The organism is Kingella oralis, assembly GCF_014054985.1.
In the GTDB taxonomy this organism is placed as follows: Bacteria; Pseudomonadota; Gammaproteobacteria; order Burkholderiales; family Neisseriaceae; genus Kingella_B; species Kingella_B oralis.
This window is the reverse complement of the sequence record NZ_CP059569.1, coordinates 2,084,381-2,096,363: the sequence shown is the minus strand read 5'-3', so window position 1 is coordinate 2,096,363 and position 11,983 is coordinate 2,084,381. Positions and strand designations below refer to the sequence as shown.

Here is an 11,983-nt window from a genome sequence, read left to right as displayed (position 1 = left end):
GCTGCCTTATTGCGCACCAAACGTGTTGCATTGGTTAATATCGCCCGTTTGCAAACCACGCTGCAACCATTTTTTGCGTTCGGCAGATGTGCCGTGCGTATAAGTGTGCGGCACGGTGTAGCCTTGCGCGCGTTGCTGCAAGGTGTCATCCCCCACCGCTTCCGCCGCCACATAGGCTTCTTCAATGTCGCCGTCTTCAAACAGCCCGTCTTTTTGCGCGTAATAGCCCCACACACCCGCGTAGCAATCCGCCTGCAATTCCAGTTTTACCGATAACGCATTGGATTCTGTTTTGCCCACTTGCTGCTGTAAATTGTGCACCTTGCCAAGCGTGCCCAGCATGGTTTGCACATGATGCCCCACTTCGTGAGCAATTACATAAGCAAACGCGGCATCGCCTTCTGCGCCAAGCTGGTTTTTCATGGTATTGTAAAACGACAAATCAATGTATAGCTTATTATCCGCAGGGCAATAAAACGGGCCTGCGCTGGCTTGCCCTGTGCCACATCCCGTTCGAGTTGCGCCCGAATAAATTTGTAACACAGGCTCTTGATACGTTTTGCCCATTTTTTGAAAATACGCGCCCCATACTTTTTCCGTTTCACGCAATACAACCGAGCTGAGTTTATATAACTGCTGCTCTTGTTGAGAATATTGCGGTTGCTGGCGTGTTTGCTGCTGAGCATTGCTAAGCTGGTTCGCCCCGCCCACCAAACCGCTTAAATCCACGCCGTTGTAAGCACCAATTAACAAAATAATCAAACCAATGATGCCAATTGGTTTGCCGCCACCCATGCCGCCTCCGCCCGAGCTGCCACGCGCATCTTCAATATTGTTACTGCCTTCCCGGTCTTGCCAACGCATAAAAACTCCATTCAAAAATAAACGAAAAGCCCAAACAAACGTTTGGGCTTGAATATTTGGTGGCCAGAGGCAGGATCGAACTGCCGACACACGGATTTTCAATCCGTTGCTCTACCGACTGAGCTATCTGGCCAAATAAGCTGCGTATTACAACACAATAAAACTAGGATGTCAAACGAATAATGGAAAAGCCAAACCTAAATTATTTTGTAATATCCACAATCGCACGGGCTGCACGGCGAGCATCCAACAGAATCAAACCCAGTTTTGCACTTTCTTTGGCAGTTAAGCACAATACATTGGTGCCACCCGCTTGAATCAGCAATGTGTAGCCCAGTTTGCCCTTAACAATCACTTGCTCCAATTCACCGCAAGCCAATTCTTGCGTGGTGCGATTGCCCAAAGCCAACAATGCGGCAGACATTGCACCTACGCGATCAGGGTCAATGTTCGCGGGCAATAGATGCGCGATAGGTAAACCATCGGTAGAAATAACGGCAGATGCAGTAATATCAACGGAAGAGCTGTTTAAGTCGCTCAATACGGAAGTTAAAAGTTGTTCATGCATTTTATATTAGTCCAATCCAAATTTTTAAAAATCAGCGCCCAAATTGTTAGCCGCTTCAACCGTTTTATAAAGTGCGCGCACCAGAGTTACAAAAGCTTCTTTGTGTAATTGTGGTGTGCCACCTGTTACCAAAATGTATTTTGTATCGTTGATGTAGATGGGGAAGAATGTTAATTCGCTTTGCCCTGTTGGGTCGCATAAACCCCATGCATTTTGATAAATGTTTAGGTTGTTTTTAATCAAAAGAGCGTGGCGCTCAGATAATCGAATGGCTTCGCTCGCCAAAATAGCCACTTCTTCTGCTGCCTCATGGTTAAAACCAGAGTTTGCAAAATAGAAACCGTCATGATCAATCAACAATGCTTTTTGGCTGTCTGACAAATGGGGCAATAAATTTGCCAAAGTATCGTCTTGAAGCTCAAAATTTTCTTCTGGGGTGTCGCCGCCATATAAAAATTCAAGGCGTTGCAAACGATAGAGTAAATTCAATGCCGATTCTATATCACTGGTTTCAGACCATTCTAATAATTTTTCTTGAGTGATAGGTTGTTGGCTATCTGCTTTTAAAATATTAGACAGCAATGTGCGGCTGGCACTCACACTTTTGTTGGCAATTGCATAGAATGCGCCAGCGGGCGTGATGTGTGGGTATAAATTTGTTTGTAATGAAAGAGTAGATTCCATGTTACACCTCTAAACCTGGGTCAATTTGAAAGAGCATTGCAGTAACGAGTTGTTTCACATCTTCTTCGTTACGTGCATCAACTTCAAATACAGGCACATTGAAACCATTTTGTGCTAAATATTTTTGGTAAACATCAATACCTGGCACGGCGCGAATATCCATTTTGGTTACACCAACCACCAAGGGGGCGGTTTTCAGCAAATCTGCAAAAGAATCCAAAAAGAATTTCAAATCTTTTAATGGGTTACCACGAGTATTATCCAACAACAAAATCAAGCCCATACTACCTTGGCTTAGGATGTCCCACATAAAGTCAAATCGTTCTTGCCCTGGCGTGCCGTATAAATGGATTTTGGTGTTTTCATCTAATTGAATCAAACCATAGTCCATAGCAACGGTTGTGTAACCTTTGCGTACGGCAGTCATGTCTGATGCGCTGGCATCTGTTTGGATAGGTGGTTCATCAGACAAGGCCGCGATGGCGGTTGTTTTGCCAACGCCTACTGGTCCCGTAAAAATGATTTTATTTTCTATCAACATAGTAATCCCTCATTCATTATTTATTCAGCAATTTTTTCATAAAACGGCTCAATAGACCGCCTGTTTTTTGCTGTGTATGTGCTTCGTTTGCGCGCGCAGCACGTACCTGTTCTGGGCGTGGTGTTGCAGATGTGTTCACTGTTGCGCGAGTAGCTGATTGTGCGCTTGGTGCTTCGTGAACTTGTTGCGTAACTTCCAAGTAGTCTGTCAGATACGTCGCTGCAATATAGTTCAAAATATCAGCCATATCTAAAGGCATCAGTTTATACAGCATATTCAAACTAACAGATGTTTTAGTTAGGAATGCCGACAAACGCATGGCTTCGGGCAAGGGTGTTAAACGCGTCAGATTGGGCCAGCTTTTTAATTTGAAAACAGTATTGGGATTGATTGGATGAACCAAGCGACCATTCGCGGTCCACAATGCTACTTGCCACATGGTAGATGTAACGGTTGCATTGGCGCGATCTTGGATGTTGTTTTCATCTGGAATATTTTTGAGCTTGATATTAGGGTGCTCTTGACGACACAGTTCCCGCAGTTGTTCAGGAGGCACAGCAATCCAAACACGTTGCGTAGAAGGGAATATGGCTAACACAGGCTTTTCATCAACCAAAAGGGCTGTGTTGCGCTGATGTGCCAAGATTTCCCGGAATGAACCTAAGATGCCAACGCGAGGATCAAAGCGTGGAATGGTTACTTCGCTGGAACGATTGGCGTGTGTTGAGCGTGCGGGTTGGGCTTGTGCAGGAGCACTGGGTGAAGGTGCTGCTGAACTTGCGTTTGCCATGTTTGAACGAACCACCCAGATGCCATTGCCTTGCAACAAATTGCGGAGATTCAGAAACAGAGAATCAAATTTAATGGGCTTGGCAAGATAGGGAGCGGTTACAGCAGGCGGTGATTTTGAGAAAAACACCACAACGCTGCCTGAAAAGTCATGTTTTGCTTTTTGCCATGTCGCCAAACCATTTGTACCGTCACCATCTACGATAACCAGCTCGGGTTTTTCGCCGGAGCCAGCGTTGATGACTTGGTAATTGGTCGTGTTGTGCATCTTAAATGCCATTTTGAACATGGCTTGTTGCTGGTCGTCCATGGCTACAAACAACAACTTCACCGTTTTGACGTGGGGTAAGTCATGATTCATTTTATTTAATGTCCGAATGAGCCGTTACTAAATCGTTGTAGTAGTTGGCTCATCGCCAACACTACTTCCTCAGGTAATGTTTGAACTTTTGGACGCAATTCTTGCAGCAGATTTTCCAAGCGAGTCCATTCTTCCGCGCGTTCATACAAGTCAAACAAGGTAATATACAGCTGAGATTCTTGCGGATACTCTGCAATGGCGTTTTCCAATAGTTCCATCGAGTTGTCTAATTGACCGTACATCAGCAAGGATTCTGCTTCTTTCAAGATACGCTCAGTGGCGGTTCTTGGTTCGGCATTAACATCTGCTTTTTCGGTTACGAGCGCTTGGTAACGCGCTTTTTTCAGGCTGCCTCCGTCAATCCATCCTTGTTGGATGCCCAAGTCGCGTAACGCTGCTTCATTGGGCGCGGCTTCTAGGCGGTCAAACACGGGGTGTTGCCCCAATGTATAGCCCCAGCCAAGCATGCGTTCTTTTACTTGTCGGCCATATTGGCCTAGGCTGTAATACAGATTCCACAAGTGCCCCGCAAAACCGTTGATGTTTTTAGCGCGATAATCCAGCGATAATGCATCAATCAACAAGGAAGCAGGTTTGTCTGATTTGCGAATGGCTTTATTCATGTATTTAACCGCGGCATCGTAGCTTAAAACATTTTTCAATAGTTTCACGCTTTGCTCGGGTTCCATAAATGCCAAGACCGCCCCTTTTTCGTCGGTGCTCACGCCTGAAATCACGCCACGCCCAGCAACCAAAGGTTTGTGCGGTTGTTTTCTTTCGGTTTCCGTTTCTTTTCTTTTGCCGCGCATGGTGGGCTGAACAGGTTTGGCTTCTTCATGACCCAAGCCTGTTTTTTCGCCGATTTCTTCGGCGGTTTTCTTCACGCTCCAACCCAGTTTGTTTTCGGCCAATACACGCAGACCCAAGTGGTTTTCGTCAATCGCCAAACCTTCTTTAACAAATTGAGTAATCTGTTCCTCAGAAAGCGTGTCTTGGTATTGGGTTAGGGCTTCGGTAGCCGCATCAACATTTTTGGCTTGCAACCATAGCTCAACCAGCTCGCCGGCAAGTTGAGGGTCTTTTTTAGGCGTTTTAGCAAGATAAGCCGAAAGCGATTCGGCGGCTTTGTCAAAGTAGCCGAATTGTTTGTATACGTTGAATTCGGTGAGCGTGTCCACGTCTTGAACGGAAACTTTGGTGTCGTCTACCACATTGGTGGTGGCGACTGTGTCCCAATTTTCGTGTTCTTCGGATTCGGTCGAATAGTAGTCTTCATCATCCGCGTGTGCATTGCGGCTGCTGCGTGCGCTGCTCGATTTTTTGCCTTTCTTGCCTGCTGATGCTTTTTGCTTGTTTTTCAAGAAAACTGCACCGAGCACCGCCAATACTGCCACGGCAATAATACCGAGCATTATTGGATCATCCATAGCGACTCCTTGCTTCGTTAAACTAAAAAATTTACCCATGGCTAATGCGGGTAAGCTGACACACTTTAACAGATAACGCCTTGCTGCTGCAATATTTTCACGTTTGCTCTGCTCAGATGTTGTAATTTTATCATGATTTTATGTATTCTTACGTTTTCGCGCTTTATAGGAAAGAGTGTAACCATGATGCTAAAACGATTGCGCAGTTGGCAGCCTGAAGCCAGTGAAGAGCAGTTATCTGCGTTTATTCAAGAGCATGGGATGCTGTTGGATCTGCTGGACGAGAGTTGGCAAAAATTCGTCAAACAGCGCGCCGAGCTTTTTCAGGCTGCCCCGCCTGTTTACGAAAGCCATTATGCCGAGGGCTTTTCGGTGGACGATTTGCGCCATGAGCCGGTTACCAATGCGGAACTGATGGCGTTTTTGAGCGCATTTGACCGCGAGCGCACACATAACGACCGCCCTTTCGGCGACCACGTTGAATACGCAGAACAAGATTGGGAAATTGAGGAATAGCGTTTCAGGCTGCCTCAGCAAATTCAAGTTTATCGCTACGCTTATTTGGCGTAGTATTGCAACCGTTTTCAGGCTGCCCTAGCCCTGTTAGGCAGCCTGAAAATAATTATCCACATCATATTGGGAGATAAACCATGACAACATTCAGTAAACTAACGCTCGCCGGTGCCATCGCTTTTGCGTTGGCGGCTTGCGGGCAAGGTGGCAGCTCTACGCCTGCTGCGTCCTCTGCATCAGGTTCAAACGCGCCCGTTGTAGAAAAAACCGAAATCAAATTCGGCACAACCCCGGGCGATTTCGGCACGATGGTTACCGATAAAATCAAGCCCATGTTGGAAAAACAAGGCTACAAAGTAACGCTAACAGAGTTCCCCGACTACGTTACACCCAATAAAGCCCTCGCCGAAGGCGCGATTGACATCAACGTTTTCCAACATAAGCCCTATTTGGATGGCTTCAAAGCCGAGCACAAATTGGATTTGACCGAAGTGTTCCAAGTGCCCACCGCGCCGCTTGGCTTGTATCCGGGCAAATTGGCCGCGCTTGACCAAGTGAAAAACGGCAGCACCGTTGCCGTGCCCGACGACCCGTCTAACTTCGCCCGCGCTTTGGTGATGCTGAACGAGCTGGGCTGGTTGAAATTGAAAGACAACATCGACCCGCTCAAAGCATCCAAAGCCGATATCGCGGAAAACACCAAAGACATCAAGCTGGTAGAAATGGAAGCCGCGAACTTGCCACGCAGCCGTCAAGATGTTGATTTTGCGGTGGTAAACGGCAACTATGCGATGTCCAGCGGCATGAAGCTGACCGAAGCGCTGTTCCAAGAGCCTAGCTTTGCCTATGTGAACTGGGCGGCCGTTCGCACCGCCGATAAAGACAGCAAATGGGTGAAAGACGTAGCCGCCGCGTACAATTCAGACGAATTCAAACAATACGCGTTGCAACGCTTCGCGGGCTACAAATACCCGGCCGCTTGGGGCGAAAACGCCGCGCAAAACGCGGTAAAAGAAGCTTCTGCCGCTTCTGCTGCGTCTGCCGCCAAATAATCCGCTCCATCCGTTTTCAGGCTGCCTCTGTGTCATTGCGCAGAGGCAGCCTGAAAACGCAAAAATACTTATGCTGCCGCATCAGGCAGTTTGTTAATTCGGCTTGACACTTCTTCGCAATTTGATTACATTGCACTACTCTGTAACGCAGCGAATAATAAGCAAAGTATGTTCAAAATAGTTGGCATCCAATTGGTTGTAACCGCTGCATGCAGCTTGATTGCGTATGCCGTTGGCGGTTTTCAGGCTGCCTTATCCTTGTGTTTGGGCGGTTTTTCTTATTTGCTGCCTACGTTTTTTTCGGTGTTAATTTTAAATTTTTCACGCTCGCTGGAGTGGGCAGGCTTGGGGTTTATCCTGTCGGAAAGTTTAAAAATAATACTGGCGTTGGCTCTAATGTTGGCATCATTCGCGTTCTATCGCGAAATACGGTTTTTGCCCTACTTTATCGGCTTGTTAAGCGTTAGTCATTTGGTTTTATTATTATTTTTGAGAGTTCATCGTTATGGCAAGTGAATCTATGACCGCTGCCGATTACATCAAGCACCACTTACAAAACTTAACAAGTTTGTCTGATGTAACCGAAGGGCAAGGGCTAAAAAATATCGCCGACTTCTCGTTTATCAATATTGATTCGCTGTTTTTCTCTATTCTTTTGGGCGTGGTGGGCAGTTATCTGCTTTATCGCGCTGCGCAACGTGCCACATCAGGTGTGCCAGGACGTTTTCAGGCTGCCGTAGAAATTCTGTTTGAATTTGTGGACGATATGTGCAAAAGCATCATCCCCAATGAAGAATCGCGCAAAGTTGTCGCTCCTGTGGGTTTAACGCTATTCGTGTGGATTTTCCTGATGAACGCCATGGATATGCTGCCTGTGGATGCGTTACCGCGTGCGTTTCAGGGCATGACCGCCGAACATCACGCGCTATTACGCGTTGTGCCTACCGCAGATTTAAACGTTACTTTGGCAATCGCCATCGGCGTTTTGCTGATGTGCATCTATTACAGCATCAAAATCAAAACATTGCGTGGCTGGGGGCATGAATTGGTTTCTGCACCATTTGGTGCGAAACTTGCGCCCGCCAATTTGCTGTTAAATATCATGGAATTTTTGTCTAAAACTGTTTCGCATGGCATGCGGTTGTTTGGCAATATGTATGCGGGCGAATTGGTGTTCTTGCTGATTGCGTTGCTGGGCGGTGCTTGGGCATCAACGGGCAGCGTGAGTTTGATTGACCCTGTGTTGTTCGTGTTCCATATTATTGCGGGCTTGGCATGGGCAATCTTCCATATTCTTGTGATTACCTTGCAGGCATTTATTTTTATGGCGTTGGCTTTTGTCTATATTGGGCAGGCGCACGACCATCATTAACCTTTTCTTTTCGTTGTTTTTATCAATAGGAGTAGTAACTATGGGCTTAATTGCTATCGCATGTGGTTTAATCGTTGCCTTGGGTGCCTTGGGTGCATCAATTGGTATCGCTATGGTGGGTTCTAAATATTTGGAATCTTCTGCGCGCCAGCCTGAATTGATTGGTCCATTGCAAACCAAATTGTTCTTGATTGCGGGTTTGATTGATGCTGCATTCTTGATTGGTGTTGCGATTGCCTTGTTGTTTGCCTTTGTTAATCCTTTCGGTGCTGCATAATAAAAGCAGCGTCCGATTTGTTTGATTAACCCTTACAAGAGGGCAGGTAAAGTGAATTTAAATGCAACCTTAATTGCGGAAGTCATTGTCTTTTTGCTTTTGTGTCTGTTTACCGTCAAATTTGTATGGCCACCTATCGCAAAAGCATTGGATGAACGCGCTGATAAAATCGCAGAAGGCTTGGCTGCTGCCGAGCGCGGAAAAAGCGATTTTGAGCAGGCTGAAAAGAAAGTTGCAGAGCTCTTAACCGAAGGTCGCAATCAAGTTTCTGAAATCGTAGCCAACGCTGAAAAACGCGCTGCGCAAATTGTGGAAGATGCCAAAGCGCAAGCCATAACCGAAGCAGCCAGTATCACCGAGCAAGCAAAAACAAACGCCGAGCAAGAAATTAACCGTGCGCGCGAAGCATTGCGTGAGCAGGTGGCGGCTTTGGCTGTAAAAGGTGCTGAGTCTATTTTGCGTCGCGAAGTGGATGAAAAACAGCATGCTCAAATGTTGGGTGCCTTAAAACAGGAGCTGTAACCTTATGATAGAGTATGCAACTGTTGCTCGTCCTTATGCAAAAGCTGTGTTTGAATTAGCTCAAGAAAAAGAGCAATTTGATCTATGGCTTGGCGGGTTGGAACAACTGGCTTGGCTGGTGCAGCAGCCCAAAGTAGCTAGCTTAATTGGTTCAGTTGATTTAAACGATTCGGAAAAAGCATTGCAACTGGTTAAATTGTTAGACGGTTGCGAAGCGGTGAGAAGTGCCGAGTTTAAAAATTTCATTAATGTGGTCGCGGCTGAGAAGCGCTTGGCTGTGCTGCCTGAAATTTTTGAACAATACAAAACGCTTGTTTTGGCAAGAAACAATACCAAGCAAGCGATTGTTTACACTGCTTATGATGTTAAGAGCGAAGGTCAGCGTGCCAAAATCATTAGTGATTTGGAGCAGCATTTTCATGTTGGTTTGCAAGCCACATTTGTTACCGAACCAGAATTAATTGGTGGGGTGAAAGTGGTTGTGGGCGACAAAATATTAGATTTGTCTATACAGGGTAAATTGCAAAATCTGTATACGACTCTGACAAATTAGGAGGATTTCATGCAGATTAATCCTGCTGAAATCAGCGATTTGCTGAAGGCTAAAATTGAAAAATTGAACACGCGTGCCGAAGAAAAAACGCGTGGTACAGTTATTTCGGTTACTGACGGTATCGTGCGTGTTTATGGCTTGTCTGATGTGATGCAAGGGGAAATGTTGGAGTTCCCCAGTAATACATTTGGTTTGGCGATGAACTTGGAGCGCGATTCGGTTGGTGCTGTGGTGCTGGGCGAATATGAGCATATCAAAGAAGGCGACGAAGTCAAATGCACCGGTCGTATCTTGGAAGTGCCAATTGGTCGCGAGTTGGTTGGTCGCGTTGTGAACGCATTGGGTCAGCCAATTGATGGTAAAGGTCCAATCAATGCAACATTAACTGCGCCGATTGAGAAAATTGCACCGGGCGTGATTGCGCGCAAATCTGTTGATCAACCTATGCAAACAGGTTTGAAAGCAATTGACTCCATGGTGCCGATTGGTCGCGGTCAGCGTGAATTGATTATTGGCGACCGTCAAACAGGTAAGACAGCCGTTGCGCTAGACGCGATTGTGAACCAAAAAGATACGGGTGTGATTTGTATTTATGTGGCAGTGGGGCAAAAAGCATCTTCTGTTGCTAACGTTGTGCGTCAGTTAGAACAACATGGCGCAATGGAACACACCATTGTTGTGGCAGCTACGGCATCAGAAGCTGCAGCATTGCAATACATTGCGCCTTATTCAGGCTGCACCATGGGTGAATACTTCCGCGACCGTGGTGAGGATGCCTTGATTGTTTATGATGATTTGTCTAAACAAGCGGTTGCTTATCGTCAAATCTCCCTGTTGTTGCGTCGTCCGCCTGGTCGCGAAGCATATCCCGGCGATGTATTCTATTTGCACTCTCGCCTGCTAGAACGTGCTGCGCGTATCAATGCAGACGAGGTTGAAAAGCTAACCAATGGAGAAGTAAAAGGTAAAACAGGTTCTTTGACTGCCTTGCCTATTATTGAAACACAAGCGGGCGACGTGTCTGCATTTGTGCCGACTAACGTTATCTCCATTACCGATGGCCAGATTTTCTTGGAAACTGACTTGTTTAACTCAGGTATCCGTCCTGCTATCAACGCCGGTATTTCGGTATCCCGTGTGGGTGGTGCAGCACAAACCAAAGTTATCAAAAAACTGGGTGGTGGTATTCGTTTGGCATTGGCTCAATATCGTGAGCTGGCAGCGTTTGCTCAATTTGCCTCTGACTTGGATGAAGCTACACGCAAACAATTGCAACACGGTGAAGTGGTTACTGAATTGATGAAACAAAAACAATTCAACACTTTGAGCACTGCTGAAATGGCTTTGACTTTATGGGCAATCAACAACGGCTCGTATTCAGACGTTCCTGTTAACAAAGCATTGGCTTTTGAGGCTGAGTTTTTGAATTATGTTCGCACGCAACATCCTGATACATTGAATACAATCAATGAATCAGGCGCATTGTCCAATGAAAGCGAACAAGTTTTGGAAGGGGCAATGAAAACTTTCAAAACATCATATAGCTATGCAGCCTGAAAATAGGTGAAGAGGGAGTCTTAAAATGGCAGTTGGAAAAGAGATTCTTACCAAAATTCGCAGTGTGCAGAATACGCAAAAAATCACACGCGCGATGCAAATGGTATCGACCTCTAAAATGCGGAAGACTCAAGAACGTATGCGCCTTGCGCGTCCCTATGCGGATACCGTCCGCTTGGTGATGAATCGCTTGGCGCAAACGCAAGCGGATCACGGCATCAAACTGTTGGAAGAGCATAAAACTAAACAACGTGTTGGTTTTATTCTGATTACAACAGACAAAGGTTTGTGCGGTGGCTTAAATGCAAATGTTCTGAAAAAATTCTTTGCACAGGTTCAGGAATATCAAGACCAAGGCATTGATGTTGAAATTGTATGCCTAGGCAGCAAAGGCTTGTTGGCTTGCCAACGTATCGGCTTGAATGTGATTGCGAGCGTAACCAATTTGGGCGATACGCCTAAAATGGAAACCATGCTGGGTGCGCTAACGGAGATTTTCCGCCGTTATGAACAGCACGAATTGGATGTTATCCATTTGGTGAGTTCTTATTTTGTGAACACCATGAAGCAAGAGCCGCATTCAGAGATTTTGTTGCCAATTGGTGAAGCTGTGTTTAATGAAGATGATAACCAGCAACGAAACTGGGATTATCACTATGAGCCAAGCCCGGTTGCTGTGTTGGAATATTTGGTTAGACGCTATTTAGAGTCTGTGGTTTATGAGGCATTGAGCGAGAATATGGCGGCAGAACAGGCTGCGCGGATGGTGGCCATGAAAGCTGCTACCGATAATGCAGCCAATGCCATTAAAGAGCTTCGCTTGGTGTACAACAAATCGCGCCAAGCGGCGATTACTACAGAATTGTCAGAAATTGTGGCAGGTGCAGCAGCCGTATAAGGCAG

General features: G+C 46.1%; 15 protein-coding genes and 1 tRNA gene. 9 read left to right on the top strand and 7 right to left on the bottom strand.

What is annotated here, in order from left to right:
- Positions 1–6: 6 nt before the first annotated feature.
- From ypfJ to H3L93_RS11160, 7 genes are all read right to left on the bottom strand, one after another.
- Positions 7–864 (bottom strand): KPN_02809 family neutral zinc metallopeptidase, encoded by an 858-nt coding sequence (gene ypfJ / locus H3L93_RS11190; protein ID WP_003798652.1) that lies wholly within the window; start codon positions 862–864, stop codon positions 7–9.
- Positions 865–921: 57 nt separating this feature from the next.
- Positions 922–997 (bottom strand) — tRNA-Phe (locus H3L93_RS11185).
- A 69-nt stretch (positions 998–1,066) separates the two neighbouring features.
- Positions 1,067–1,432 carry a roadblock/LC7 domain-containing protein gene (locus H3L93_RS11180; protein WP_003798653.1) on the bottom strand — a complete coding sequence of 122 codons (366 nt, stop codon included), beginning with the start codon at positions 1,430–1,432 and terminating at the stop codon, positions 1,067–1,069.
- A 24-nt stretch (positions 1,433–1,456) separates the two neighbouring features.
- Complete coding sequence (locus tag H3L93_RS11175; protein ID WP_003798654.1) at positions 1,457–2,116, bottom strand: hypothetical protein; 660 nt, start codon at positions 2,114–2,116, stop codon at positions 1,457–1,459.
- Position 2,117: 1 nt separating this feature from the next.
- A complete protein-coding gene (locus H3L93_RS11170) occupies positions 2,118–2,654 on the bottom strand; it encodes a GTP-binding protein (protein ID WP_040559192.1) in 537 nt (178 codons plus the stop codon).
- A 19-nt stretch (positions 2,655–2,673) separates the two neighbouring features.
- A complete protein-coding gene (locus tag H3L93_RS11165) occupies positions 2,674–3,807 on the bottom strand; it encodes a hypothetical protein (protein WP_003798656.1) in 1,134 nt (377 codons plus the stop codon).
- 5 nt (positions 3,808–3,812) lie between these two features.
- Positions 3,813–5,234 (bottom strand): hypothetical protein, encoded by a 1,422-nt coding sequence (locus tag H3L93_RS11160; RefSeq protein WP_040559165.1) that lies wholly within the window; start codon positions 5,232–5,234, stop codon positions 3,813–3,815.
- Positions 5,235–5,417: 183 nt separating this feature from the next.
- On the opposite strand from H3L93_RS11160, the gene H3L93_RS11155 reads away from it, so the two are divergent.
- The 9 genes from H3L93_RS11155 to atpG all read left to right on the top strand — a co-directional run bounded on the left by H3L93_RS11155 (position 5,418) and on the right by atpG (position 11,978).
- Positions 5,418–5,750, top strand: a complete 333-nt coding sequence (locus tag H3L93_RS11155) for a hypothetical protein (protein ID WP_050755602.1) — start codon at positions 5,418–5,420, stop codon at positions 5,748–5,750.
- 134 nt (positions 5,751–5,884) lie between these two features.
- Positions 5,885–6,799, top strand: a complete 915-nt coding sequence (locus H3L93_RS11150) for a MetQ/NlpA family ABC transporter substrate-binding protein (RefSeq protein WP_003798659.1) — start codon at positions 5,885–5,887, stop codon at positions 6,797–6,799.
- A gap of 168 nt (positions 6,800–6,967) precedes the next feature.
- Positions 6,968–7,315, top strand: coding sequence for an ATP synthase subunit I (locus tag H3L93_RS11145; protein WP_003798661.1), 348 nt, complete (start codon positions 6,968–6,970; stop codon positions 7,313–7,315).
- Positions 7,305–8,171 (top strand): F0F1 ATP synthase subunit A, encoded by an 867-nt coding sequence (gene atpB, locus H3L93_RS11140; protein ID WP_003798663.1) that lies wholly within the window; start codon positions 7,305–7,307, stop codon positions 8,169–8,171. The genes H3L93_RS11145 and atpB overlap by 11 nt, the downstream gene beginning before the upstream one ends.
- Before the next feature lie 40 nt (positions 8,172–8,211).
- The gene (gene atpE / locus H3L93_RS11135) at positions 8,212–8,448 is read left to right on the top strand and encodes a F0F1 ATP synthase subunit C (RefSeq protein WP_003676106.1); all 237 of its coding nucleotides are present in this window, start codon (positions 8,212–8,214) and stop codon (positions 8,446–8,448) included.
- A gap of 51 nt (positions 8,449–8,499) precedes the next feature.
- Entirely contained in the window at positions 8,500–8,970 is a 471-nt protein-coding gene (locus H3L93_RS11130) for a F0F1 ATP synthase subunit B (protein ID WP_040559166.1), read from the top strand.
- A gap of 4 nt (positions 8,971–8,974) precedes the next feature.
- Positions 8,975–9,523 carry a F0F1 ATP synthase subunit delta gene (locus H3L93_RS11125; protein ID WP_003798668.1) on the top strand — a complete coding sequence of 183 codons (549 nt, stop codon included), beginning with the start codon at positions 8,975–8,977 and terminating at the stop codon, positions 9,521–9,523.
- 9 nt (positions 9,524–9,532) lie between these two features.
- Positions 9,533–11,080 (top strand): F0F1 ATP synthase subunit alpha, encoded by a 1,548-nt coding sequence (gene atpA / locus H3L93_RS11120; protein WP_003798670.1) that lies wholly within the window; start codon positions 9,533–9,535, stop codon positions 11,078–11,080.
- A 25-nt stretch (positions 11,081–11,105) separates the two neighbouring features.
- Positions 11,106–11,978 carry a F0F1 ATP synthase subunit gamma gene (gene atpG / locus H3L93_RS11115; RefSeq protein ID WP_003798672.1) on the top strand — a complete coding sequence of 291 codons (873 nt, stop codon included), beginning with the start codon at positions 11,106–11,108 and terminating at the stop codon, positions 11,976–11,978.
- The last annotated feature ends 5 nt before the right edge of the window (positions 11,979–11,983 follow it).

Coding starts and splice junctions, on each gene's coding strand:
- H3L93_RS11155 (WP_050755602.1), top strand. CDS start 5,418: ATGATGCTAAAACGATTGCGCAGTTGGCAGCCTGAAGCCAGTGAAGAG.
- H3L93_RS11160 (WP_040559165.1), bottom strand. CDS start 5,234: ATGGATGATCCAATAATGCTCGGTATTATTGCCGTGGCAGTATTGGCG.
- H3L93_RS11125 (WP_003798668.1), top strand. CDS start 8,975: ATGATAGAGTATGCAACTGTTGCTCGTCCTTATGCAAAAGCTGTGTTT.
- H3L93_RS11180 (WP_003798653.1), bottom strand. CDS start 1,432: ATGCATGAACAACTTTTAACTTCCGTATTGAGCGACTTAAACAGCTCT.
- H3L93_RS11145 (WP_003798661.1), top strand. CDS start 6,968: ATGTTCAAAATAGTTGGCATCCAATTGGTTGTAACCGCTGCATGCAGC.
- atpE (WP_003676106.1), top strand. CDS start 8,212: ATGGGCTTAATTGCTATCGCATGTGGTTTAATCGTTGCCTTGGGTGCC.
- H3L93_RS11175 (WP_003798654.1), bottom strand. CDS start 2,116: ATGGAATCTACTCTTTCATTACAAACAAATTTATACCCACACATCACG.
- H3L93_RS11165 (WP_003798656.1), bottom strand. CDS start 3,807: ATGAATCATGACTTACCCCACGTCAAAACGGTGAAGTTGTTGTTTGTA.
- H3L93_RS11150 (WP_003798659.1), top strand. CDS start 5,885: ATGACAACATTCAGTAAACTAACGCTCGCCGGTGCCATCGCTTTTGCG.
- atpG (WP_003798672.1), top strand. CDS start 11,106: ATGGCAGTTGGAAAAGAGATTCTTACCAAAATTCGCAGTGTGCAGAAT.
- ypfJ (WP_003798652.1), bottom strand. CDS start 864: ATGCGTTGGCAAGACCGGGAAGGCAGTAACAATATTGAAGATGCGCGT.
- atpB (WP_003798663.1), top strand. CDS start 7,305: ATGGCAAGTGAATCTATGACCGCTGCCGATTACATCAAGCACCACTTA.
- atpA (WP_003798670.1), top strand. CDS start 9,533: ATGCAGATTAATCCTGCTGAAATCAGCGATTTGCTGAAGGCTAAAATT.